The sequence below is a fragment of the Nonomuraea sp. NPDC049028 genome (genome assembly GCF_043197735.1).
Classification (GTDB): Bacteria; Actinomycetota; Actinomycetes; order Streptosporangiales; family Streptosporangiaceae; genus Nonomuraea.
Genome location: NZ_JBICTR010000011.1, coordinates 64,938 through 88,768 on the forward strand (window position 1 = coordinate 64,938; position 23,831 = coordinate 88,768).

21 protein-coding genes are annotated in these 23,831 nt (G+C 69.3%); 7 read left to right on the top strand and 14 right to left on the bottom strand.

Annotated elements, in window-relative coordinates:
• Positions 1–20: 20 nt before the first annotated feature.
• From nagZ to ACGFJ2_RS39320, 6 genes are all read right to left on the bottom strand, one after another.
• Complete coding sequence (gene nagZ / locus ACGFJ2_RS39295; protein ID WP_393477260.1) at positions 21–1,310, bottom strand: beta-N-acetylhexosaminidase; 1,290 nt, start codon at positions 1,308–1,310, stop codon at positions 21–23.
• 111 nt (positions 1,311–1,421) lie between these two features.
• Positions 1,422–3,134: a phosphoenolpyruvate--protein phosphotransferase gene (ptsP, locus tag ACGFJ2_RS39300; protein ID WP_393477262.1), complete on the bottom strand. Its 1,713-nt coding sequence runs from the start codon at positions 3,132–3,134 to the stop codon at positions 1,422–1,424.
• The gene (locus ACGFJ2_RS39305; protein WP_357949124.1) at positions 3,131–3,391 is read right to left on the bottom strand and encodes an HPr family phosphocarrier protein; all 261 of its coding nucleotides are present in this window, start codon (positions 3,389–3,391) and stop codon (positions 3,131–3,133) included. The genes ptsP and ACGFJ2_RS39305 overlap by 4 nt, the downstream gene beginning before the upstream one ends.
• A 62-nt stretch (positions 3,392–3,453) precedes the next feature.
• Positions 3,454–3,900 (bottom strand): PTS glucose transporter subunit IIA, encoded by a 447-nt coding sequence (locus tag ACGFJ2_RS39310; protein ID WP_393477265.1) that lies wholly within the window; start codon positions 3,898–3,900, stop codon positions 3,454–3,456.
• Positions 3,901–3,911: 11 nt separating this feature from the next.
• Positions 3,912–4,175, bottom strand: coding sequence for a PTS glucose/sucrose transporter subunit IIB (locus ACGFJ2_RS39315; protein ID WP_263655705.1), 264 nt, complete (start codon positions 4,173–4,175; stop codon positions 3,912–3,914).
• Positions 4,176–4,183: 8 nt separating this feature from the next.
• A complete protein-coding gene (locus tag ACGFJ2_RS39320; protein WP_393477854.1) occupies positions 4,184–5,218 on the bottom strand; it encodes an SIS domain-containing protein in 1,035 nt (344 codons plus the stop codon).
• A gap of 116 nt (positions 5,219–5,334) precedes the next feature.
• On the opposite strand from ACGFJ2_RS39320, the gene ACGFJ2_RS39325 reads away from it, so the two are divergent.
• Both ACGFJ2_RS39325 and ACGFJ2_RS39330 read left to right on the top strand, forming a co-directional pair.
• Positions 5,335–6,075: a GntR family transcriptional regulator gene (locus ACGFJ2_RS39325; RefSeq protein ID WP_225295901.1), complete on the top strand. Its 741-nt coding sequence runs from the start codon at positions 5,335–5,337 to the stop codon at positions 6,073–6,075.
• A gap of 24 nt (positions 6,076–6,099) precedes the next feature.
• A complete protein-coding gene (locus ACGFJ2_RS39330; RefSeq protein WP_393477268.1) occupies positions 6,100–7,422 on the top strand; it encodes a PTS transporter subunit EIIC in 1,323 nt (440 codons plus the stop codon).
• A 15-nt stretch (positions 7,423–7,437) separates the two neighbouring features.
• Here ACGFJ2_RS39330 and ACGFJ2_RS39335 read toward each other — a convergent pair whose 3' ends face one another.
• A complete protein-coding gene (locus tag ACGFJ2_RS39335; RefSeq protein WP_393477271.1) occupies positions 7,438–7,908 on the bottom strand; it encodes an SMI1/KNR4 family protein in 471 nt (156 codons plus the stop codon).
• A 369-nt stretch (positions 7,909–8,277) separates the two neighbouring features.
• Between ACGFJ2_RS39335 and ACGFJ2_RS39340 the strand changes: the two genes are divergently transcribed.
• Complete coding sequence (locus tag ACGFJ2_RS39340; RefSeq protein WP_393477273.1) at positions 8,278–8,643, top strand: Rv3235 family protein; 366 nt, start codon at positions 8,278–8,280, stop codon at positions 8,641–8,643.
• An 81-nt stretch (positions 8,644–8,724) separates the two neighbouring features.
• Here ACGFJ2_RS39340 and secA read toward each other — a convergent pair whose 3' ends face one another.
• A complete protein-coding gene (secA, locus tag ACGFJ2_RS39345) occupies positions 8,725–11,517 on the bottom strand; it encodes a preprotein translocase subunit SecA (protein ID WP_357949107.1) in 2,793 nt (930 codons plus the stop codon).
• Between the two features lie 224 nt (positions 11,518–11,741).
• Between secA and ACGFJ2_RS39350 the strand changes: the two genes are divergently transcribed.
• Together ACGFJ2_RS39350 and ACGFJ2_RS39355 are read left to right on the top strand one after the other, a co-directional pair.
• Positions 11,742–12,002 carry an HGxxPAAW family protein gene (locus ACGFJ2_RS39350; RefSeq protein ID WP_393477276.1) on the top strand — a complete coding sequence of 87 codons (261 nt, stop codon included), beginning with the start codon at positions 11,742–11,744 and terminating at the stop codon, positions 12,000–12,002.
• 427 nt (positions 12,003–12,429) lie between these two features.
• Complete coding sequence (locus ACGFJ2_RS39355) at positions 12,430–13,611, top strand: DNA glycosylase AlkZ-like family protein (protein ID WP_357949105.1); 1,182 nt, start codon at positions 12,430–12,432, stop codon at positions 13,609–13,611.
• Positions 13,612–14,210: 599 nt separating this feature from the next.
• Here ACGFJ2_RS39355 and ACGFJ2_RS39360 read toward each other — a convergent pair.
• The 6 genes from ACGFJ2_RS39360 to mtrA form a co-directional block, all read right to left on the bottom strand.
• Positions 14,211–14,909: a response regulator transcription factor gene (locus ACGFJ2_RS39360; RefSeq protein ID WP_357647853.1), complete on the bottom strand. Its 699-nt coding sequence runs from the start codon at positions 14,907–14,909 to the stop codon at positions 14,211–14,213.
• A gap of 170 nt (positions 14,910–15,079) precedes the next feature.
• Positions 15,080–15,739: a ribosome hibernation-promoting factor, HPF/YfiA family gene (gene hpf / locus ACGFJ2_RS39365; protein WP_357949102.1), complete on the bottom strand. Its 660-nt coding sequence runs from the start codon at positions 15,737–15,739 to the stop codon at positions 15,080–15,082.
• Between the two features lie 608 nt (positions 15,740–16,347).
• Positions 16,348–17,130, bottom strand: coding sequence for a phosphoribosyltransferase family protein (locus ACGFJ2_RS39370; protein ID WP_357949099.1), 783 nt, complete (start codon positions 17,128–17,130; stop codon positions 16,348–16,350).
• Positions 17,131–17,480: 350 nt separating this feature from the next.
• Positions 17,481–19,274 carry an LpqB family beta-propeller domain-containing protein gene (locus ACGFJ2_RS39375; RefSeq protein WP_393477281.1) on the bottom strand — a complete coding sequence of 598 codons (1,794 nt, stop codon included), beginning with the start codon at positions 19,272–19,274 and terminating at the stop codon, positions 17,481–17,483.
• A complete protein-coding gene (mtrB, locus tag ACGFJ2_RS39380; protein WP_357949094.1) occupies positions 19,261–21,009 on the bottom strand; it encodes an MtrAB system histidine kinase MtrB in 1,749 nt (582 codons plus the stop codon). Before mtrB ends, ACGFJ2_RS39375 begins: the two co-directional genes overlap by 14 nt.
• An 18-nt stretch (positions 21,010–21,027) precedes the next feature.
• On the bottom strand, positions 21,028–21,705 hold the full coding sequence (gene mtrA, locus ACGFJ2_RS39385; protein ID WP_043620615.1) for an MtrAB system response regulator MtrA: 678 nt from the start codon (positions 21,703–21,705) through the stop codon (positions 21,028–21,030).
• A gap of 269 nt (positions 21,706–21,974) precedes the next feature.
• On the opposite strand from mtrA, the gene ACGFJ2_RS39390 reads away from it, so the two are divergent.
• Positions 21,975–23,204, top strand: a complete 1,230-nt coding sequence (locus ACGFJ2_RS39390) for a glycerophosphoryl diester phosphodiesterase membrane domain-containing protein (protein ID WP_357949091.1) — start codon at positions 21,975–21,977, stop codon at positions 23,202–23,204.
• Complete coding sequence (locus ACGFJ2_RS39395; protein ID WP_357949088.1) at positions 23,201–23,821, top strand: DUF4129 domain-containing protein; 621 nt, start codon at positions 23,201–23,203, stop codon at positions 23,819–23,821. The genes ACGFJ2_RS39390 and ACGFJ2_RS39395 overlap by 4 nt, the downstream gene beginning before the upstream one ends.
• Positions 23,822–23,831: the final 10 nt, after the last annotated feature.

The window sequence follows — 23,831 nt, forward strand, 5'->3', positions numbered from 1 at the left end:
CGCACGCGGGCGGCCTGGTACTAGCGGGCGGCGCGGGCGGCCACCTTGCGGTGTTCCGTGCTGCGGAGCACCTTGGCCGCCTGCGCGGCCGACGCCACGGGCGCCTTGGGCAGCAGTCCGCGGGCCTGCTTGAGCTTGAGCAGCCGCGTCACCGACTGGTCGAGCCGCTCCTGCGAGATCTTGCCCGACTTCACCGCCGCCAGCACCGCGTTGTAGGCCACGGGCAGGTTGTTCGGCATGAGCAGCAGGTCGGCACCCGCCTGGATGGCCCGTACGGGGATCTCGGCGTCGCTGTACTTCTTGCGCACCCCGTCCATGTTGAGGGCGTCCGTGGAGATCACGCCCTGGAAGCCGAGCTTGTTACGGAGCAGCCCGGTCAGGATGGGCTTGGACAGCGTCGCAGGGTCGCGTGACGGGTCGAGCTTGGGGAAGACGATGTGCGCGCTCATCACGGCGTCGACGCCGGCGGCGATCGCGGCCTTGAACGGCGGCGCGTCGATCCGCTCCCACTGCTCCTTCGTGTGCTTGATCACCGGCAGCCCGGTGTGGCTGTCGATATTGGTGTCGCCGTGGCCGGGGAAGTGCTTGGCGGTGGCGGCGACCTTGGCGTCATTGAAGCCCTTGACCGACGCGGCCACCATCTTGGCCACCTCGCCGGGCTGGTCGCCGAAGGCGCGCTTGCCGATGACCGGGTTCCTCGGGTCGATGTTCACGTCAGCGACCGGGGCGAAGTCCAGGTTGACGCCGACCGCGCGCAACTCCTCGCCGGTGGCCCTGGCCACGGCTCGCGCGTTCGCGGTGTCCTTGGTCGAGCCTATGACCGAGGCGCCGGGGAAGTCGGTCATCAGCGCGCCCATCCTGGACACCAGGCCGTTCTCCTGGTCGGTGCCGATCAGGAGCGGCACTTCCTTCGACGCCTGCTGCAGCCCGTTGGTCAGGTCGACGACCTGGCCGACACCCTGGATGTTCGCCGGGAAGAGGATCACGCCGCCGAGGTGGTATTTGGCGACCACCTTGGCCGGGGTCTGCGCGCCGTACCTCGCCTGGTTCTCGCCCGACACGCTGCCGGGGCCCGTGCCGTACAGGACGGGCATGAACAGCTGGCCGACCTTCTCCTGCACGCTCATCTTCGACAGGACGCCCGGCAACCCGCTGCCCTGGCCGGCCGACGACGAGCTCTGCTGAACCGTGGCCGGAGGCGCCACCTCCGGCCGGGTCGCCGGAGCCGCACCCACCGGGCCGCCACCACCCCCGGCGCATGCCGCGAGAGCCATCACGAGGAGCCCGGCCGTGCCTGTCCGTCGAAACATGCTCTCAAAGGTATCCATGCCGCGGGACCCCTGAGCCACACAGCCGACAAATGTCCCCTTCCACCCGGTCCGGTCGGAGCCCCCGCCCCAGCCCCAGCCCTCCCGGTCCGGTCAGAGTCCCAGCTCGACCAGGCCCGGCAGGTGGGAGCGGGCCGCCGCGCGGGCGTGCGCCGCCGTAGCCGCTCCCCGCGCGGCCTGGGCGGCCAGCTGGCACTGGTCGAGTGTGTGCGCCCCCAGCCCGGTCCGTACGGCGGGCAGCGCCGCGGCCCCCATGGACAGCGTGGACACCCCGAGGCCCACGAGCACGCAGGCCATGGCCGGATCGGCGGCCGACTCCCCGCAGACGCCGCACGGCTTGCCGTTGTCGGAGGCGGCCGTAGCGGTCATGGCGATCAGGTCGAGCAGCGCGGGCTGCCACGGGTCCTGCAGCGAACCCAGCGCGGCGGAGTGGCGATCGGCGGCGAAGGCGTACTGGGCCAGGTCATTGGTCCCGATCGACACGAAATCGACCACAGTGACCAGGCTCTCCGCCCGCAGCGCCGCCGCCGGGATCTCGATCATCACGCCCGCCTGCGGGAGCCCCCTGGCGTGGCAGGCGTCGGCGAACCAGTGGGCCTCCTGGGCCGTGGCGACCATCGGTGCCATCACGTGAAGCTCGGCCGCCGCCGCACTGGCCCGCACCGCACCCGATTGGTTCACCGCCGCCGCCACGGACAGCGCTTCCAGCTGGGCGGCCATCACCTCGGGGAACCTCTCGAACAGCCGCACGCCACGCTCGCCCAGGGCCGGGTTCGGCTCGGGCGCGGCGGACGGCAGGAATGCCAGCGGTTTGTCGGCGCCGGCGTCCAGCGTCCGCACCACCACCTTTCCGCCGGGAAACGCGGCCAGTGCCGCCCGGTAGGCCGCCTCCTGCTCCGCCACGGACGGAGCCTCGGTCCGCCCGAGGAACAGGAACTCGGTCCGGTACAGCCCCACACCCTCGGCTCCGGTGGCCAGCGCCGCGTCGAGATCGTCCGGGCCGCCGATGTTGGCCAGCAGCTGCACCCGGAAGTCGTCCCGGGTCCGGCCGGGGCCGCCGGTCGTCATGCGTCGCCGCCTGGCCTCGTGCGCGCTGACGTGCCGGGCGATGTCGGACTCGGTGGGCTCCAGCCGTACTTCCCCGGTGTTGCCGTCGACCAGCACCCGGGTGCCGGCCGGGATCTCCGTCGCGCCCGGACAGGCCACGACGGCGGGCACGCCCATCGCCCTGGACAGGATCGCGGTGTGGCTGGTCGGCCCGCCCGCCTCGGTCACGAACGCGGCCACGGCGTCCTTCGACAGCAACGCGGTGTCGGCGGGCGCCAGATCGACGGCGATCAGCACATACGGCTCACCCGTACCCGGAACGGGTGGCGGGGCCGGCAGGGGGTGGCCCGTGAGGCGGGCGATCACGCGGTCCCTGATGTCGTCCAGGTCGGCGACCCGCTCGCCGAGGTACCCACCCGCACTCAGCAGCATGTCCCGATATTTCGCGAAAGCTTGGTAAACGGCCCGAGGAGCCGCGACGCCCTGGTCGATCAGGGCCTTGACCCCCACCACCAGCCCGGGGTCCTCGGCGATCAGCGCCTGGGCCTTGAGGATCTCCTTGGCCTCGCCGCCGGCCCGGTTGCCCCGGGCCTCCAGCTCCCCCGCGACCTGTCCGAGCGCCGCCACCGCGCGTTCGCGCTCTGGCTCCGGCGGGCCCTCGTAGGTGGAGCCTGCGGGGGGTTCGGGGACGGCCCCGGTCAGCACGTACGCGGGCCCGGTCCCGATCCCCGGGCTGACCCCGGCCCCCCGCAGGTTCATGGTGTCCCGGCGATCGCCGCCAGTGCGTCCAGCACCTCGTCGGCGCCCTCACCCTCGGCCTTGATCACGATGTCCTCGCCCTGCCGGACGTCCAGCCCCAGGATCTGCAGGATGCTCTTGCCGTTGACGGGCTGGCCGGTCACCCCCTTGCTCACGGTGATGTCCATCGGGGCCTTGACGGCGGTCTGCACGAATGTCGCCGCCGGACGGGCGTGCAGGCCCACTTCCGCCGCCACGGTGACCTTGCGCTCGGCCATGTACTCCTCCTTGTCCAACCGGTCCGGACCACCCGGCCCCGGCACCTACCCCACAGCTCTGTTCAGTCCCACAGGAAGAGCTCGTCGCCGGCGTGTACGGGCCCGCCGGTCACGGCCGTCACCGAACCGGCGGGCGCGTCGAGCGCGACCACCGGGCAGACCGGCGAGCGGCCACCGGCCTCGATCGCGGCCGGGTCCCAGGCCACCACGGGCTGGCCCGCACGAACTCTGTCGCCCTCGGCCGCGAGCAACTCGAAGCCCTTCCCCTTCAGCTGGACCGTGTCGATGCCCAGATGCACCAGCACGCCTTTGCCGTCATCCCCGACGATGACATAGGCATGCGGATGCAATTTCATGATTTTCCCGGATATTGGGGCTACGGCCTTGCCGGGTTCCCGCGCCGGATCGATCGCCGTTCCCGGCCCCACCATGCCCGCGGAGAACACCGGGTCGGGCACCGCCGACAGCCCCACGGCCACCCCCTCGACCGGGGCGAGAACAGTCGTCATGGTCTCGCCCTCTAGCCGATGATGTCCTCGATGTCGCTGGCGATCGTGTCCGCCTCGGGCCCGACGACGACCTGCACCACGTTGCCCGCGGCCATGACGCCGTGCGCCCCCGCCGCCTTGAGCGCGGCCTGGTCGACCTTGGAGACGTCACGCACCTCCGTACGCAATCGGGTGATGCAGGGTTCGATGTCGATGATGTTGCCCGCACCGCCGAGCCCCGCGATGATCGCGCTGGCATCAGCCGCCATCCGTCCTCCTCGTAACGTTACGACCAGGCTAAACGTCAGTCGGTCTGGGTCACCTTGTTGAGCCCGCGCGGCGCGTCGGGGTCGATGCCCAGCCTCCGGGCCAGCGCCTCGGTGAGCAACTGCCCCGGCACGATGAGGCCCATGGGCGCGACCCACTCGGGCAGGTCGGGGCCGTTGAGCGCCGCCGTACCCGCCCGGGCCAGCGCCGGGCCGCCGCCGATGGTGAAGGCCGCGGCGCCCGCGGCGACGACGCGCTCGGCGAGCGCGACCGTACCGGACAGGGTCGGGCTGTTCTCGGCGGCGACCAGCAGGGCGGGGGTGTCGGCGTCGACCACGGCGATCGGCCCGTGCAGCAGGTCGGCGTACGACAGGCCCATGGCGTGCAGGTAGCACGCCTCCTTGAGCTTGAGCGCGGTCTCCAGCGCGGTGGAGAAGGCCAGCCCGCGCGCGGAGACCACGGCCCCCTGCTTGTCGGCCAGGCCCTCGACGACCGCGTCGAGGTCGCCCGGCTCGGCGATCAGCTTCTCGACCGCGTCCGGGACCCGCTGCAGGTCGGCCGCGTCCACGTCGGCGCCGAGGCCGAGCGCGAGCACGGCCAGCGCGGCGAGCTGGGTGGTGTAGGTCTTCGTGGCGGGGACCGCCTTCTCCTCACCCGCCAGCGTGCACAGCGCCAGGTCGGCGGCCTGGGCGAGCGGGCTGTCCGGGCCGCCGTTGGTCACGCCGACCGTACTGGCGCCGCAGTCCTTGGCCCAGGTCAGCGTCTCGACGATCTCCTCGGTCCGGCCGGACTGCGAGATGGCGACGGCCAGCACGCCGTCGAGGTCCAGCTTGCGCTTGTACGTCGTCGCGACCGACGGGGCGGCGAGCGCGGCCAGCCGCCCGGCGTGGGCTTCGACCAGGTAGCGGCCGTAGACTGCGGCATTGTCGGAGGTGCCACGCGCGATGAACAGGAGCTGGCGGGTCCGCTCGCCCAGTGCTCTCACCTCGTCGACCCTGGGGAGCAGGGAGTCGAGCGTGGCCCGCAGCGCCTCAGGCTGCTCGGCGATCTCGCTGCGCATCTTGGTGGTCATCATCCCTCAAATCGTTACCGGGCAGACTTGACCCTGTTTTGCGACATGTGGTCTAGTCCGGACTAGACCAGTACGAACCATAGCCCATCGCCCAGGTCAGATCGAGGGGAGGATCCGTGGCGCACATCGATCCGGACAGCCCGGTGCCCAAGTACTTCCAGCTGCGCGAGATCCTGCTGGACCTGATCGACAGCGACGAGCTGAGCATCGGCGCCGCCATCCCGTCGGAGCGCGAGCTGTGCCAGCGCTTCGGCCTTTCCAGGATGACAGTCCGGCAGGCGGTCGACCACCTGGTGTCCGAGGGCCGCCTGCACCGGGTGCCGGGCAAGGGCACGTTCGTGGCCAGACCCAAGATCGAGCTCGCGCTGCAGCTCACCTCGTTCAGCGATGACATGCGGGCGCGCGGCATGGAGCCGGGCTCGCGCGACCTCGACCGGCGGGTCGTACGCGCCAGCGCCCACCTGGCCAAGGAGCTGGGCATCCAGCCGGGCGAGGAAGTGCACTTCATCGAGCGGCTGCGCACCGCCGACGGCGAACCGCTGTCCATCGAGCGCGCGCACATCCCGGTCAAGCTCGCGCCCGACCTGGCCGAGCACGACCTGTCGGGCAGGTCGCTCTACGAGCTGCTGGAGAGCCGCTACGGGCTGGTCATGGACGCCGGCGAGCTGACCATCGACGGGGGCATCGCCGATCCGAGCGACGCCGATCTGCTCAAGCTCCCCCGGGGCGGGGCCGTACTACTGTTGCAGCGCAGATCCTTCTCCGGCGGCATCTGCGCGGAGCTGGGCGTGTCCACCTATCGCGCGGACCGCTACCAGCTGCGCACCATTCTGGAAATGCCCACCAGACGGGGCTGAGGGCCCGACCCGGAGGAACGCCCGGTGAACGAGACCACCGCCGCCAGGCCTTCGCCGTTCTCACGCGTGATGAACGTGCTCCAGCGCCTGGGCCGCTCGCTCATGCTGCCCATCGCCGCCCTGCCCGCGGCCGCGCTGCTGCTCCGCTTCGGCCAGCCCGACATGCTCGGCTCCAACGGCGCCGAGCCGGGCGGCCTGGCCGACGTGGCCGGCTTCGGCTGGATGAACCAGGTCGCCGAGGTGCTGGCCGCCGCCGGTGCGGCGCTGTTCGAGAACCTTCCGCTGCTGTTCGCGGTGGGGGTGGCGATCGGGTTCGCCCGCAAGTCCGACGGCTCGACCGCGCTCGCCGCGGTGGTCGGTTACCTGGTGTTCGACCGCGTGACCAAGGTGATGTTCTTCGGCTCGGCGATCAGGGACACGGTCCTGATCAAGGCGGTCCAGCCCCAGGGCAGCATCAAGGAGATCATCAACTACGGCATGCAGAACCCCACCCAGGTGCTCGGCGGCATCATGATCGGGCTGGTCACCGCCGTGCTGTGGCAGCGCTTCCACCGGATCAAGCTGCCGTCCTGGCTGGCCTTCTTCGGCGGGCGCCGGTTCGTACCGATCATCACCTCGATCGTGGCGCTGCTCCTCGGCGTGCTCATCGGCTGGGTGTGGCCGATACTCGGCGAGTGGATCGGCCACGCGGGCGAGGCTCTGACCACGCTCGGACCGCTGGGCACCGGCATCTACGGCCTGATCAACCGGCTGCTGATCCCGCTCGGCCTGCACCACTTCGTCAACTCGATCGTCTGGTACGTGGTGCCGCAGTGCGAGGTCGGCGGCCAGGTCCTCGGCGGCGACTGGAACTGCTACTTCGGCGGCGCCCCGCACTCCGGCCAGTTCATGGCCGGGTTCTTCCCGATCATGATGTTCGCGCTGCCGGCCGCCGCGCTGGCCATGTGGCGGGCCGCGCCCCCGCACCGGCGGGCGGCCGTGGGCGGCATCATGCTGTCGGCCGGGCTGGCCTCGTTCGTCACCGGGATCACCGAGCCGATCGAGTTCGCGTTCATCTTCGTGGCGCCGGTGCTGCTGGCCGTACACGCTGTGCTGACCGGGCTGGCGATGGCGCTGACCACACTCATCGGCGGGCAACTCGGCTTCGGCTTCTCGGCGGGATTGCTGGACATGCTGCTGAACGCCAGCAAGTCGAACACCCACAACCTGCCGGGCATCCTCCTGCTCGGGGTGATCTATGGGGTGGTCTATTACGTGGTGTTCAGTTTCCTCATCCGCAAACTGAACATCATGACCCCTGGCCGAGAGCCCGAACCAGACGTCGACTCGGGCGAGCCGCCCTCGTAGCTCCTGGGGGGACCGTCATAACTGGTGACCCAGTCCGTTGAGCTCGGCCAGTCGCGTTCGGGGCGGTGGGGGTGAATAAATACCGACGACCACCCGGTCCTCCTGCACCCGTGGACCCGCCTGCGTGGCCCGCGCCCGGGAGGGCCGGTCGTCGCTGTACGTGGCATGCTCGACGGGCAACTGCGGCAGGTCCGCGTCGATCCACAGATTCTCGCCGTCACCGTCGGCGATGCCGTACAGCGCGCGGAGGTCCGGAGGCAGCACGACGCCGAGACTCTCCTCCACCTCGGCAAGGTCCTCCTCGTACCCGAGGATCTGCGCCATCAGCCGCCGGTAGGAGTGGAAGAGCCGCACCGCCTCGTCCGGATCACCAGCGGGAACCGCGGACTCAGGCGCCCCTTCCTGCTCGTCACCCCGATCGGGCAGGACGAAATCTTCATCGATCACATAAAGGCACGGCGGCTTCTGCCGGGAGGACTTCGCCATGCCGCCGCAACCTAGCAGCCGTCCCCGACATACTGATCATCTCCGCACGTTTGGTGGTATGTCCCTGTGCGCTTAGCCATTGATTGCCACACAGCGCCGCAGATGGATTACGGACCGCGACACCCGAATCGACATCAGTGGCTCCGACGATAGAGGCCGCCCGAATTCGTTGGAGACAGCCCATAGGCGACTGGCGCAGGACCGAAATCCCAGATAGCACCGCTCAGCACCACTCCAACTTCCGGTGATCTTTCTCGCCAATCACCTCGAATCGGTGGGCTGAGCGGGAAAGTTGGTGGGTGATGTATTCGGGGGCCGGGCCGGAAACTCCTTGTACTGTCCCTCTCCCCCTATGACATCGGAGGCCCCATGTCATCCCTTCCGCACGCCGCCGTTTCCGACCCGCTCGTGTGGGGACCGCCGGGAGTCGGTCCCGACGAGCGCAAGCTGCGACTGCTCGGGCAGGCACTGGCCGAGGTGCTCTCGGGGCGGCGGCCGCCCGAGAGCGTCGCCGACCGGCTCACCGACCGGGCCTACCGCGACCTCGTCAAGGCGGGGCGGATGATCGAGACGAAACGAGCGCCGTTCGTGGGGAGCCCGCACGTGAAGGAGCCCAAGGACGGCGCGGTCGAGATGTGCCTCCTCGTCCACTGCGGCGAACGCAGCCACGTACTCGCCGTACGGCTTGAGCGGCGCGGCGTCCAATGGCTGTGCACGGACTTCGAAACCGCCTGACAAGACTTCGAAACCGCCTGACAACCGGAAGAAGGCCCCCGCCGACAGGCGAGGGCCTTCTTCCAGAACCGGACCGGTGCGTTATGCCTGGGCGTTCTTGGGATCGCCGTGGCAGCGCTTGTACTTCTTGCCCGAGCCGCAGGGGCAGGGCGCGTTGCGCTCGACGTTGCCGTAGGCGGCGCGCTCGGCCGACGTGCTGCGGACCCGGGTGTGCTCGACCTCGCCCGCCTCACCCGGCGCGGAGTATTCGAGCTCGGCGGGCCGCTCGGGCCCACGCAGGCCGCGCGCGATGATCGAGCGGGTCTCCGCCATCATCGCGTCCTCTTCCTCGACGATCGGGTTCTCCTGAACCTCGACCTCGATGTTGAACAGGAAGCCGACCGAGTCCTCCTTGATGCCCTCGAGCATCGCGGCGAACATCTCGAAGCCCTCGCGCTGGTATTCGATCTGCGGGTCCTTCTGCGCGTAGGCCCGCATGCCGATGCCCTCGCGCAGGTAGTCCATCTCGTAGAGGTGCTCGCGCCACTTGCGGTCCAGGACCGACAGGATGACGCGCCGCTCGAACTCGCGGGTGGCGTCGGCGCCGAGCTCCTCCTCACGCCTGGCGTATGCCTCCAGCGCGTCCTTCTTGATCTTCGTGCTGATGAACTCGGCGCTGAGCTCCTCGCGGCCGCCGGCCTCCTCGACCACGTTGTCGATGGTGACCGTGACCGGGTAGAGCTCGCCGAACGCCTTCCACAGCTTGTCGAGGTCCCACTCCTCGGCGAAGCCCTCGGCCGTGGCGCCCGCGACGTAGCCGTCGATCACCTCGCCGATGAAGCCCTGCACCTGCTCGTGCAGGTCGGCGCCCTCCAGCACGCGGTGGCGCTCGGCGTAGATCACCTTGCGCTGCCGGTTCATGACCTCGTCGTACTTGAGAACTTCCTTGCGGATCTCGAAGTTCTGCTGCTCGACCTGGTGCTGGGCGGAGGCGATGGCCTTGGAGACGATGCCGGACTCGATCGGCTGCTCGTCGGGGATGTTGAGCCTGGTCATGATCATCTCGACCCTGGCCGAGTTGAACAGGCGCATCAGGTCGTCGCCGAGCGAGAGGTAGAAACGCGACTCGCCCGGGTCGCCCTGGCGGCCGGAACGACCGCGGAGCTGGTTGTCGATGCGGCGCGACTCGTGCCGCTCGGTGCCGAGGACGTAGAGGCCGCCGAGCTCGGTGACCTCGTCGTGCTCGGCCTTGACGGCCGCCTTGGCCTTCTCGAGCGCCTCGGGCCACGCCTTCTCGTATTCTTCTGGCGTTTCGAGCGGGTCGAGGCCGCGCTGGCGCAGCTCAAGGTCGGCGCGGAACTCGGAGTTGCCGCCGAGCATGATGTCGGTGCCTCGACCGGCCATGTTGGTGGCGACGGTGACGGCGCCCTTGCGGCCCGCCTCGGCGACGATCGCGGCCTCACGCGCGTGGTTCTTCGCGTTGAGCACCTCGTGCTGGACGCCGCGGCGCTTGAGCGCCTTGGACAGCCGCTCGGACTTCTCGACCGAGGTGGTGCCGACCAGCACCGGCTGGCCGACGTCGTAGCGCTCCTTGATGTCCTCCACGACCGCGGCGAACTTGGCGTCCTCGGTCTTGTAGACGACGTCGGCCTGGTCCTTGCGGATCATCGGACGGTTCGTCGGGATCGGGACCACGCCGAGCTTGTACGTCTGGTGGAACTCGTTCGCCTCGGTGACGGCGGTGCCGGTCATGCCGGACAGCTTCTTGTAGAGGCGGAAGTAGTTCTGCAGGGTGACCGTGGCGAGAGTCTGGTTCTCGTCCTTGATCTTCACGCCCTCTTTGGCCTCGATGGCCTGGTGCATGCCCTCGTTGTAGCGGCGGCCGTGCAGGATGCGGCCGGTGAACTCGTCGACGATGAGCACCTCACCCTCGGCGACGATGTAGTCCTTGTCCTTCTTGAACAGCTCCTTGGCCTTCAGAGCGTTGTTCAGGAAGCCGACCAGGTGGGTGTGCTCGGCCTTGTAGAGGTTGTCGATGCCCAGCCAGTCCTCGACCTTGGCGACACCGGACTCCAGCACGCCGACCGTGCGCTTCTTCTCGTCGACGATGTAGTCGCCGGTGCTCTCCTCGTCGGGCGACTTGGCCTCGACGCCCCTACGCAGCCGCGGCACGATCTTGGCGAACTCGGTGTACCACTTACCCGACTGCTCCCCCGGGCCGGAGATGATCAGCGGGGTGCGCGCCTCGTCGATGAGGATGGAGTCGACCTCGTCGACGATCGCGAAGTGGTGGCCGCGCTGCACGCACTCGTCCAGCGACCACGCCATGTTGTCGCGCAGGTAGTCGAAGCCGAACTCGTTGTTGGTGCCGTAGGTGATGTCCGCCTCGTACTGCTTGCGCCGCTCTTCCGGGGCCTGCCCGGCCAGGATCATGCCGACCTCGAGACCGAGGAATCGGTAGATGCGGCCCATGTTCTCGGCGCCGACCTTGACCAGGTAGTCGTTGACCGTGATGACGTGGACGCCGTTGCCGGCGAGCGCGTTGAGGTAGGCAGGGAGAGTACAGGTGAGGGTCTTGCCCTCGCCGGTCTTCATCTCCGAGATGTTGCCCATGTGAAGGCTCGCGCCGCCCATGATCTGCACGTCGAAGTGACGCTGACCGAGCACGCGGCGGGCCGCCTCGCGCACGGTCGCGAACGCTTCGGGAAGCAGATCGTCGAGGGTTTCGCCGTCCGCGAGCCGCTGCTTGAATTCGTCCGTCAGAGCGCGCAACTCCGCGTCGGACAGGCTCGTGAAGTCGTCCTCGATGGAGTTGACCTGATCGGCGATCCGCTTGAGCTTGCGCAGGGTCTTGCCTTCGCCGGCACGTAGGATCTTGTCGAGAATGGCTGCCACTTTATGTAAAGCTCCTCGCAGGTCTACCCCGGCGGCGCCGCCAGGAGGAGAGGCTGAGACAAACTTCCCCGTTGCCATCGTAGGCGGTTCAGCAACCAGACACAGCCACCGCGACGACGAGAGCGTCGGGCATGTCTGGGAGAATGGGGTTCAGGCAGAGCGTATGCCGGTAAGCCCGTGGTTTGCACCGTTAGCGGGATATCCGGCAAAGGGAAGGATTTGTGATGGTTGAGGGGCGCAAGTCAGAGCACACGGAGAATCTCGGTAACCATGGCGGCCGCGCGTCCTCATGGCTCGCGGTGACCGTGATGCTGCTCGGCACCGTCGTCGCCGGCTATGGGATGACCGCCGCCAACTGGACGCTCATCTGGATCGGCGCCGGAGTGTTCGTCGTGGGCGGAATCCTCGCCCTCGTCTTCGACATCTTCACCGACGTCGTGATCGACGCGCCCAGGGCGGGACTCAACGCGGAAGACCACCGCTGAGCCTCCGGCGAACCTCGGGGACGCCCGAACCTCCGGCACCCTACCCCTCCAGGCCGCCTGAGCCTCCGACACAGACGCGGAAGGCCGCCGCTCGCGTACGCGCGCTACGCGGCGGACCCCGCTCCCGTGCGCGTCACGCGGGCGGACGGACCATCGCCCATCCGGGCATCGCAGCGACCCCTCTCATGCGGGCGTCACACGGCGGGCCTCTCTTATGCGTCTCATGCGGGCGCCACGCGGCGGACCTCTCTCATGCGTCTCATACGGGCGTCACACGACGGGCCATCGCTCGTCCAGGCGTCACAGCGGACGCCCGCCCATGCCGGGCATCAGGCGGCGGGCCATCGTCTCCTCTTTTCCTCCCGTCGGTTTCTGTCGGTGGCCGCCGCTAGCATCGCGGCATGCATAGCCGTACCAATGTGCTGATATGACGGATCTGACGGCCGACGAGGCGCGGCGGCTGATCCTGCGCGCCCAGGGCCTGCTCGGCGCCGACGCCCGCCGAGGCGGCGTGCACGGCATGCTCCGCAGGCTCGGCGCGATCCAGCTCGACACGATCTCGGTCCTGGCCCGCTCCCACGAGCTCGTCGCCTACGCGCGCCTGGGCGCGGTGGGCAGGCCCAAGGTCGAGCGGGCCTACTGGCACAATCCCGCCCAGAGCTTCGAATACTGGTGCCACGCCGCCTGCATCCTGCCGATCGAGCACTGGCCCCTCTACTCCTTCAGGCGGCGCGCCTACCGCAATCGTCGCTACCGCTGGCACGAGGTGCCCGACCACGTGGACAAGCTGCTGGAGCAGGTACGCGCCTCGGGCCCGCTCACCACCTCCGACGTCGGCGGCGCCAAGAACGGCGGCCCCTGGTGGGACTGGTCCGACTCGAAGATCGGCCTGGAATGGCTGCTGGACATCGGCGAGCTCGTCTGCAGCCGCCGCGTCGGCTGGCGCCGGGTCTATGACCTCTCCGAGCGCGTGGTCCCCGCCGAACTCCAGGCCGAGGACCTTTCCGACGAGGAGTGCATCGTACGGCTGGCGGCCATCGCCGGTGCCTCGCTGGGCGTGGCGACCCGGGGCGACCTGATCGACTTCCTGCGGCTCAAGGGGAGGTTCGCCGCCATCCTCGACGAGACGCTGCTCAGCGGGGCCACGGGGCTGGTGCCCGTACGCGTGACCGGCTGGCCCTCGACCAGGGGGCAGACCAACGCGTGGGCCGATCCGGCGGCTCTGGAGTCGGCGCCGCGCGGGCGGCACCGGACGACGCTGGTGTCGCCGTTCGACTCGCTCATCTGGCATCGCGGCCGGACCGAGCGGGTCTTCGGCTTCAACTACACGCTCGAGCTCTATGTACCCAAGCACAAGCGGGTGCACGGCTACTTCACGATGCCGGTGCTGGCCGGTGGCCGGCTGATCGGCCGAGTGGACCCGGCCCGCGACGGCACCACGCTGGTGGCCAGACAGCTCAGCCTGGAGCCGGGCCTCACCGGCGCCAAGTGGGCCGACGCCCTCAGCGACGCGCTGTGGTCGGCCGCCGAGTGGGTGGGCTGCGACACCGTACGAGTCGAACGCGCCGACCCCGCCCTCATCGCCCACTTGGAGACAGACCCCAGATAGGACCTCGGACCAGACCCCGGGAGTGCTCCAGCCGGACCTCGGGTCGGACACCAGGTGTGCCCGACCCCCAGTCCGACCTCGGGCCGGTCGGACCTCGGACCGGGCACACTTCGGACCGGGCACACCTCGGACCGAAAGCCAGGTAGCCCCCGGTCGGACGGACCGGGGGGCGGACCTCGGGTAATCGCCGTCTGAAGCCGGGGCAGGACTGACCGCCACTCCGTCGCCTAATGGGCGGCGAGTGGCGACAAAGCCTCATCGCCTACTTGCGTCCGTTGCCGACGAATCACCGCCACGCCCGCCGAGAGGACGGGTAGGTCGTCGGCAGCCACCACGATCACCGCAGGGCATGCGGCCGGACGCGCCACGCTCACCGCAGGTGCAGACGGTCGGCAGCCGCCACACTCGTCGAGGACGCAGGCAATCTGCACCCGCCGTGTCCCACCGCAGGGACTGGTGGGCACAGCCGTTACGCCCACCGAGGGGCGCGTAGGTGGCCGATAGCCGTCACGCTCACCGCGGGCGTAGACGCTCGTCACCCGGCACGCCCACCGAGGGGGCGGGCGATCCGTAGCCGCCGCGCCCGCCCGAGGGCGATGTCAGGTGATCTCCAGCATGCGCTCGCGTACCGCGTAGACCACAGCCTCCATGCGCGAGTGGAGCTGCAGCTTGTCGAGGATGTTGCGGACGTGGTTCTTGACCGTGTTCTCGGAGATGAAGAGCTGCTTGGCGATCTCGCGGTTGTTCATCCCCTTGGCCACCAGGCGCAGCACCTCCATCTCCCGCTCGGTCAGCCGCGGCACGGGGAGCTGGGGTGGGCGTTCGCTCTCCTTCTTGCTCATGTTCGCGAACTCGTTGATGAGTTTGGCGGCCATGGCCGGATTGATGAGCGACTGACCCTCGTGAACTCCGCGCACGGCGGCGGGGACGTCGTTGATCTGCACGTCCTTGAGCAGATAGCCGGTCGCGCCCGCCTTGATGGCCTCGAAGAGGTCTTCTTCCTCGTCGCTGACCGTCAGCATGATGATGCGGGTGCTCGGCACCGAGGCCTTGATGCCTTTGGCCGCCTCGATGCCGTCGCGCCGCGGCATGCGTACGTCCATGAGCACCACGTCGGGCATGAGGCGGTCGGCCAGTTCGACCGCCTCATGCCCGTCGCTCGCCTCACCGACCACCTCGATGTCTGGCTCGGCGGCCAGCGCCAGAGCCAGGCTCCGCCTGATCAGCTCGTGATCGTCCACGATCAGGACGCGGATCGGCTCGCCTCCTGACGGGCGCGCCTCGCCGGACTCCGTCACCAGGCCTCCTCGATCAGCCTGGAGACCGCCATCTCCGCGCTTCGCTCGCTCATGACCTGACTGAGCTCGCTCACGTCTCCTCCTCGTCGGGGGGCCAGAGCCGTTGGACCGCCAATGATGGCATGTCTCACGCGGTCCTAGGGTGGTCGAGAAGATCTTTTAGCGCTGCGTCACGGCTCTACGAGCCGAAGTACGCCATAGTTGTAGCCGCGCCGGTTGTAAACGACACACGGCTGGCCACTCTCCTTGTCACGGAACAGATAGAAGTCGTGGCCGACCAGCTCCATCTCGAGGAGGGCCTGGTCGATGGTCATGGGTTCCGCTTTGTGGTGCTTCTCTCGTACGATGAGCGGCCCGTCGCCGTCCATCTCGATGGGGACGATGTCGTCATACTGCTTGTCGTCGGGGAGCTCTTCTTCTTCGTCGAACTCCGGTACGACCTCGGCCTTGCGCGGTGGCGCCAGGTCGGCGGCTTCGGGCAGCGTCGCGGTGATCTCCGCGACGGAGGGCGGGGCGTGGTTGCCGTGGTGCACCTTGCGCCGGTCGGACAGGCGCCTGAGCCGGCCTTCCAGTTTGTCCAGCGCCATGTCCAGGGCGGCGAATCGATCGTCGGCGGAAGCCTCCGCGCGAATGGCGGGTCCTCGAGAGTGAATGGTCAGCTCGACGCGCTCTCGCTGGCTGGCGATGCGCGGATTGCGCTCCTTCGACACCTCCACATCAACTCGAATGAGCTTGTTGTCCAGACGCTCGATCCTGGCCAGCTTGGTCTCCACCTGGTCTCGGAACCGATCACTCACTCCTGTGTGCCGGCCCTTGACGATGATGTCCATGCAACAGCCCCCCTTCGTCTAACGACTGAGAAAGAGCGCCCGACGACGTGCTTGCCGGGCGGGGTCTTCCGTCTGCCTCTCTGCTGTCACCGTTACCCTCTTCCGACGTTCCGTCACCGGGTTCTCGGGTGGCACCCGTCCGGCCGACCTGGTCTTCGACCCCACATCCGCCTGCTGAGGATTTCGCGGCTCTGATGCCACTACTGCCCTTCTCTCCTGACGGGGGACATCTGGACCCCCGGGAAGGCAGGACTTACCCCTAAGCCGCACCGTGATCGGTCGACAAAGAGTCGCCTTACGTGGACCGTTTTGCCTGCGGCTGGCATCGGCTAGCAGAGCCGGGACTCCCGGCCCTGCGCAACCACGGACCCGAACGGGTGCCATGTCAGAACGCTATCCGCATCGGAGACGAATGTCAGCCTAGGGATCGGTCAAACGATCACTTTCTGTGATTTTCCTCCGATGTGACTCACGTGACGGATGCCCCTTTTTGCGTACGCCGGGCCACATATCCTCCTCCCACACGGAGGCCTGAGCTGCCCCACCGCTGCCCAGCGGGTAGGCACATGTGACGTCCAAGTGAGAGCAGAAAAATGATCTCTCTTTACTCAGTGTGACCGTAATGGATTGCAAGATCTTCGGCGTGTCGCGGCCACGGTCACCGCCAGCAGGACGTCAACGCCGTGCACCCGGAGTGTCCTGGCGGCTTCGGCCAGTGTGGAGCCCGTGGTCACAATGTCGTCCACGAGTAGCACAGGGGCCGCTGGGCGGGCCTTCGCGGCGGGGGTGACCCGAAGTGAGGCGGCGAGGTTGGCGGCCCGCTGCGTGGCGCTCAGGCCCGCCTGGTCGCCAACCTGACGCGCCTGTCCGAGCGCGGGCCACAGCTCCGCCCGGTGACCGAACGCCGCCAGCTGCCGCACAGCCAGCGCGGCCAGCCTGCCGACCGGGTCGTGACCCCTCGACCGGAGAGCTCGACGGGCGCTGGGCACGGGGACGACCGCCACAGCCACAGGTGTGGCGGGCCGGTCCCCGAGGGGTGTGGCGAGGCGGTTCCCGAGGGGTGTGGCAGGGCGGTCCGCCGCAGCGTGACCGGCGGTGAAGGCCAGGGCATGGCAGGCGGTGAAGGCCAGGGCCGTCGCCAGGGGATGGGCCAGCGTGGTCTGGCCACGCTCCTTGTAGGCGACGATCGCCTCGCGCACGGCCCCCGTGTAGTCGGCGGCCGACCAGCACTCGGGGAGGCCGTCGGGGGCGGGTCTCGGCATGCGGCGGGCCGGGGCGGGGTCCAGACAGGTCCCGCACAGGCGCGGGCCCTTGGTGCCACAGCCCAGGCAGCTCTGGGGAAGGGCCAGGTCAGCAAGGTCGGCGAGAGCGGCGAACACGAGGACCAGCATGCCCGTCGACCCCGACGGTTTCCGCCCACGAACGGCCCCCCGCACGGACGGCCAGTCACCGTCCCCATCAGCCCAAGGACGGCCCCGCCTGAGCGGCGGATCCGTCCCCCCGGAACCCGGTGGTCCAGATGTCCCCTGTCAGGAGAAGGGGCGCCCCTGGCGGGCGGGCAGCTACCGCCCTATCAACCCAGGAATGACCCCCACACGAATGGCGGATCGCCGTCCGGTCAGCACCGGCATGGCGGCCAGTCGCAGCCCGGCCGACTCTGGGGGGAGCTTCCAGCCGACCACGGGAAGCGTCCAGGTGGACCAGGCGGAAGCGTCCGATCAGCCCAGGCGGAAGCGTCCGGTCAGCCCAGGGGGAACAGCGGGGTGTCGGCGTCTGCGGCGATCTTGGAGGTCCAGTTCTGCTTGTCCAGGTTGGACTCCAGGATCTCGTTCTTCTTCTGGGTCCCCGCCAGGATCCGCTCACCCTGCGCGGCCAGCGTCCGCAGTCGCGTGTCCGACGGCAGCTTGGTGACCGTGCCGTCGCCCACGTTGATCTCCTTGACCACCGGCCCGGCCTTGCTCTGCGACAGCACCACCAGGTGCTCGCCGTCGCGCCAGGCCAGGTCCCGGATCTTCTCGTCGTCGACCGTGCTCAATGTCTGGAAATTTCCGAGCATGATGGCGGCGCCGCTTCCCGTGATGGCGCCGACCCGGATCTCGTGCTCGCCGATCGTCACCGCCACCCGCACCCCGTCCCTGGCGATCCGCAGCCGCGTGACGTCGAACCCGTCGAGGCTGGGCGCGGCGATGCGTTCAGGCCCGCGCCCGGCGCCCGGATTGCACCGCAGCACGGCGCCGTTCCGGCGGTCGTACGTCCATAGGGTGCCATCCCGATGCCAGGAAGGCGGCGTGAGATCCGCGCTCGCCCCCTGAATCCACTGCTGCCAGCGGCCGTCCGCCGCCGCCGTGGTCACCCAAATGCCGCCCGCGCTCGACTTGGCGGCGATGAGGTCGGCGCCCTGGCCGACGGAGAAGCCGCCGACCGCCACGGCGAAGCCCGAGTACTGGTTGTTCGCCTGGCCGGCGGGTCCGGCCACGGGCCGGCCGGGGCCCTCGGTGGCCATCGCGTAGACGGCGCCCTTGCTGGTGTAGTAGGCGGCGTTCGAGGAGGTGCCCAGCCAGGGGTCGCTGATGTTGGGCGGGATGGTCATGGCCTCTGAGGAGTAGAACGGCTCGCCGTCCAGCTGCACCTCGATGTACCGGCCGTTGGCCACGTTGTTGCTGGTCAGGCTCCATCTGAGCTGGGCCTGGAGTCCCCTGGTGAAGATGCCGCCCGGGTCGATGGGACCGCTGAGGTTGATCACCACGCGGTCGTCCCCGGCCCGTACGGACTCGACCCGCGTGCCGTGCGGGAAGACGTTCTCCACGGCGCCCTGCAGCGCCTTGCTCGGGCCCTTGAGCAGCCGTTCGATGATCGTCTTGGCGAAGCTCTCGGTGGGCTTGAGCCGCAGCCGGACCCGGTCGACGACGAGCATGTCCGAGTTGGCGCCGCCGCTGCCGGGGGTGCCGTTCAGGTAGTAGAGGTTCGTCGGCCGGTACGCGCGGGTGACGTCCGCCTCGGTGAGCAGGAGGCCGCCGACCAGCGACTTGACCCGATAGTCGCCCTGCTGGTCCTTGACCAGCGTGAACGGTTTGTCGACCCCCCCGGAGGTGGGCACGTAGGTGTCGTCGTTCTCGATCCGGGCGACCTGGGTGCCGGAGAGGGTGACGGTGATCTCCTTGTCACCGATCTTCCCCTCCACGTCGTACTTCACCAGGTTGTCGAGGACCGTCACCGGACCGCCGGGCTTCCACGCCTGCCGCGCCTCAGGAGTCAGGTACTTCGCCAGGATCTCCGGGTCGTCGGCGTAAGCGGCCATGGCGGCCTGCAGGCCCGTCACCACCTGCTCCGGCGACCAGCCGGCCTGCGGCGGGATGGCGACCATGCGCTGGAACGGCTTGTTCATCGGGTCGCCGCCATCGGCCTCGCCGACCGGGAACGGACCGCCCACGGGGATCACCGCGCAGGCCGAGCTCCAGAGGAGAGCCGCGACGACGGCGGCGGCAACGCCGAGCCGCCTGATCCGCAACAAAACCGAAGGACTAGTCCTCGTCATAACCAGCCCCGTCCGCCGAGGCGGGCAGCAGCACCGGCGTCATCTGCCCGCGCCACGTACGCCGCATCTCGATCTCCGGTGGCACCAGCGACAGCGGCGACCCCTTCAGGTCGGTCCCGGCCACCCGGGGCAGCGTCAGCCGGAACTGCGAGCCCTCCCCCTGCTGCCCCCACGCCTGCAGCCAGCCGCCGTGCAGGGAGGCGTCCTCACGCGAGATGGCCAGGCCCAGCCCGGTGCCGCCGATGGTCCGCGCCCGTGACGGGTCGGCGCGCCAGAACCGGTCGAACACCATGGTTTCCTCGCCCGCCTTCAGGCCGATCCCGTGATCTCGTACGGCGACCGCCACCGCGTCCCGGTCGGCGCCCACCGTCACCACGACGTCCCTGCCCTCGCCGTGCTCGATGGCGTTGAACAGCAGGTTGCGCAGGATGCGCTCGACCCGCCGGTTGTCGATCTCCGCCATGCACGGCTCGTTGGGCAGCCGCAGCTCGAAGCGGGTGGAGTGGCGCTCGGCCAGCGCCTCGGAGTCGCCGATCGCGCGCAGCACCACGTCACGTACGTCGACCGGGTCGAGGTCGAGCGTGGCGGCGCCGGCGTCGTAGCGGCTGATCTCCAGCAGGTCGGCCAGCATCGACTCGAACCGCTCCAGCTGGGCCTGCATGAGCTCGGCCGAGCGGGCGGCCATCGGGTCGAAGTCCTCGCGGGCGTCGTAGAGCAGGTCGGCGGCCATCCGGACCGTGGTCAGCGGGGTACGCAGCTCGTGGGAGACGTCGGACACGAACTGCCGCTGGACCTGGGACAGCTCCTCCAGCTGGTGGATCTTCAGTGCCAGGTTGACGGCCATCTCGTTGAACGAGGTGGCCAGGCGGGCCAGGTCGTCCTCACCGCGTACCTTGAGCCGCTCGTCGAGCTTGCCCGCCGCCAGGCGCTCGGCCGCCTCGCGGGCCAGCCGGACCGGGCTGACCACCTGCCGGGCGACCAGGTAGGCGATGGCGGCCAGCAGCACCACGAGGCCCAGGCCCACCACGGCGATGGCGAGCCGGACGTTGGACAGCATCCGCTCTTCCTCGCTGATCGGGAAGAAGTGGTAGACCTCGTAGTTCTCGCCGTTGAGGAGGCTGACCACGCCAGCGATGACCAGCGTGGGCGTGGGCTGGCTCTCACCGGTGAACGTGATGGGCGCGGTGAAGCGGTACGGCTTGTCGAAGATGAACTTCCGCTCGTCGCGCCGCAGGGCCTGCTGCAGTGCCAGCGGCACGTCCTCCGGCGTGACGTTGCCCGAGGCGCGCGATCTGCCGGGGTTGGAGGTGTTGAGCACCAGCACTTCGTAGCGCTTCTTGGAGCCGTTCTCGCCGGAGCCGGTGATGGTGTCCATCACCTCGTCGAGCGGGTCGGCGGGCGCGTTGCCGCTCGCGTCGGAGGTCGACTTGGCCTGGTCGTCGGGCTTCTGGCTGAGCGCGTCGGCGATCTGCACGCGGTCGGCGAGCGCCTCGGTGGCCGACGACTGCTGGCGGCTCTCGATGACCGACCGGTTGATCTGGTCGGACAGGAAGACGCCGAGCACGACCACCACGGTCACGGAGATCACCAGCGTGCTGGTGACCACCTGGAGCTGAAGCGAGCGCCGCCATACACTCCGTGCCCTGCCCGCCGCACGCCGCGTCCGCCGCCGGACCCCGCCGAGAATCTGGCGGAGAGTACGGCGACGGAGTCGTTTCTGGCTAGTCGGGGGCATGGCAGGGTGGGGCGCCGGTCAGGCCGGCCCGGCTTTGTAGCCCACACCACGGACCGTGACCACGATCTCGGGGTGCTCGGGGTCCTTCTCGATCTTCGCCCGGAGCCGCTGAACGTGCACGTTGACCAGGCGCGTGTCGGCCGCGTGCCGGTAGCCCCAGACCTGCTCCAGCAGGACCTCACGGGTGAAGACCTGGCGCGGCTTGCGGGCCAACGCGACGAGCAGGTCGAACTCGAGCGGCGTCAGGTTGATGGTCTCCTCGCCGCGCTTGACCGAGTGGCCGGCCACGTCGATGGTGATGTCGCCGATCTGCAGGATCTCCGGAGTGGGCTCGTCGGTACGGCGCAGCCGCGCCCGCACCCTGGCCACGAGCTCCTTCGGCTTGAACGGCTTGACGATGTAGTCGTCGGCCCCCGACTCCAGACCGAGCACGACGTCGATCGTGTCGCTCTTGGCGGTGAGCATGACGATGGGCACCCCCGACTCCGCCCGGATCCTGCGCGCCACGTCGATGCCGTCGGCCCCCGGCAGCATCAGGTCGAGCAACACCAGGTCCGGGCGCGTGTCCCGGAAAGCGTCGAGGGCTTTGTCCCCGTCTGAGACAAAGGATGGCTCGAAGCCTTCGCCGCGCAACACGATGCCCAGCATCTCGGCGAGAGCGGCGTCGTCATCGACGACCAGCACGCGACCTTTCATGGCCCCTCATTCGTTCTACGCATTCTGGGACATACCCGCACGATCGCTGAAGGTTACCCTTAGTTGGCCCATGCGTGGGACATGAGACCCGCAAAAGACGAGTTTTAGACTTGCATCCGCGACCGCAATCTCAGTCTGCGGTAACGGAACGACTTTCGGCCATCCTTCGATGAGATCCTTGCGCCGGAACGCCCTGGAATGCGGGCGAGTTGCGCCGGCGAATCGTACGCACGACACCAATGCCCCGCCCACCATGCCAGGATTGGGATATGTCAGACGGTCACGGTCCCTCGCCCGAGACGCCACCAGGCTGGGCTCCAGAACAGCCCCCTCCCTACGGCGCCCCGCAGACCTCGCCGTGGACCGCCCCCGGCTTCGAGCACCAACAGCCGCAGCAACCGCCACCCGGCTCCGGTCCGCAACCGCCCTATCAGCAGCCGCCGCCCGGCTACGGCTACATGCCGCACCCGCCCGCACTGCGCCCGGGGATCATACCCCTACGGCCGCTGGGGCTGGGCGACATCCTCGACGGAACGATCAAACTCATCCGGTCCAACCCCAAGGCCGTGCTGGGCCTCTCGGCGGTCGCCGCCCTGCTCGGGGCCGTCCCGATCGCGATCGGACAGGTGTTCGCCTTCGACACCATGCGCGGCGTGCTGAACGATCCGTCCTCGGCGGAGCAGGCGGACGTGACCGGCCTGTACGGCGGCTTCATCGCCCAGTACGGCGGCGCGCTCGTCTCCTACGCGGTCAGCTTCGTCGTGGTGACACTGCTGACCGGCGTGCTGATGCGGATACTCGGCCGCGCCGTGTTCGGCGGCAAGATCTCCGCCGGAGAGGCGTGGCAGCTGACCAAGAGCCGCGTCCCGGCGCTGTTCGGCGTGGTGGGGCTGATGGCCGTCATCATGCTGGTCCCGCTGGTCGTCATCGCGCTGATCATCGTCGCGGTCATCGCGACCGGCGCGGGCGACGACTCGCCCGCCGCGGCCGGCGGCGTGCTCGTGATCACCGGGCTGCTGCTCATCCTGTACCTCGCCTACGTGCTGTACTTCCGGACCCGCTTCGCGCTCGCGGCGCCGGCCGTGGTGCTGGAGGGAAGGGGCCCCATCGATGCCCTGCGGCGCTCCTGGAACCTCGTGACCGGCGACTTCTGGCGGGTGCTCGGCATCCTGCTGCTCACCTCGCTGCTGGTCGGGCTCGTCGCGGGCATCCTGGAGGTGCCCTTCACCATCGCCGGCACCCTCTTCGGCCTGCTCGGCGAGTCGGCGGGCGCCACCGTGCTGTCCACGGTGCTGATCACCATCGGCGGCACGCTCGGCGCGATGATCACCTATCCGTTCGAGGCAGGCGTCTCGGGCCTGCTCTACGCCGACCGGCGGATGCGCAGCGAGGCGTTCGACCTGGTGCTGCAGACGGCGGCGATCGAGCAGCAGCGTCAGGGCTGGGTGCACGCCTCGGCCGACGAGCTCTGGCACCCGTCCAACTCCGCCAGGCCGTGACGCCGATCGACAGGGGGGAGGCCGCGCGCAGGGCCGCGGATGAGCTCCTCAAGCCCGGATACGAGAAGGAATCACTGCTGGACCAGGCGTACCGGCGCTTCACCCAGTTCGTCGGCGATCTCATGGACGCGGCCACGGGCGGCGGCACGACCGGCGGCATCATCTCCGCCGTCGTGATCGTACTGATCATCGGCGGGGTCATCGCGCTGGTCGTATGGCAGCTCCGCAAGACCTCGCGGGCGAACGCGACGGCGGCGGACGGCCTGTTCGGCGAGCGGAGGATGACCGCCGCCGAGCACCGCCAGGCGGCCGAACGGCTGGCCACCCAGGGCCGCTGGACCGAGGCGATCCAGGAACGGCTGCGCGCCATCGCCCGCGACCTGGAGGAGCGGGCCCTGGTCGACGGGCTGCCCGGACGCACGGCCGACGAACTGGCCGCCGAGGCGGGCCAGGCGCTGCCCGCCTTCGCCGCGGAACTGACGGCCGCCGCCCGCTCGTTCGACGACGTGACCTACGGCGACGTGCCGGGCACCCGGGAGGCGTACACCGCCATGAGCGAGCTCGACGAGCGGCTCCGCCAGGCCAGGCCGGTCCCGCTGGCCGGGAGGACCCCATGAGCGCCAGACC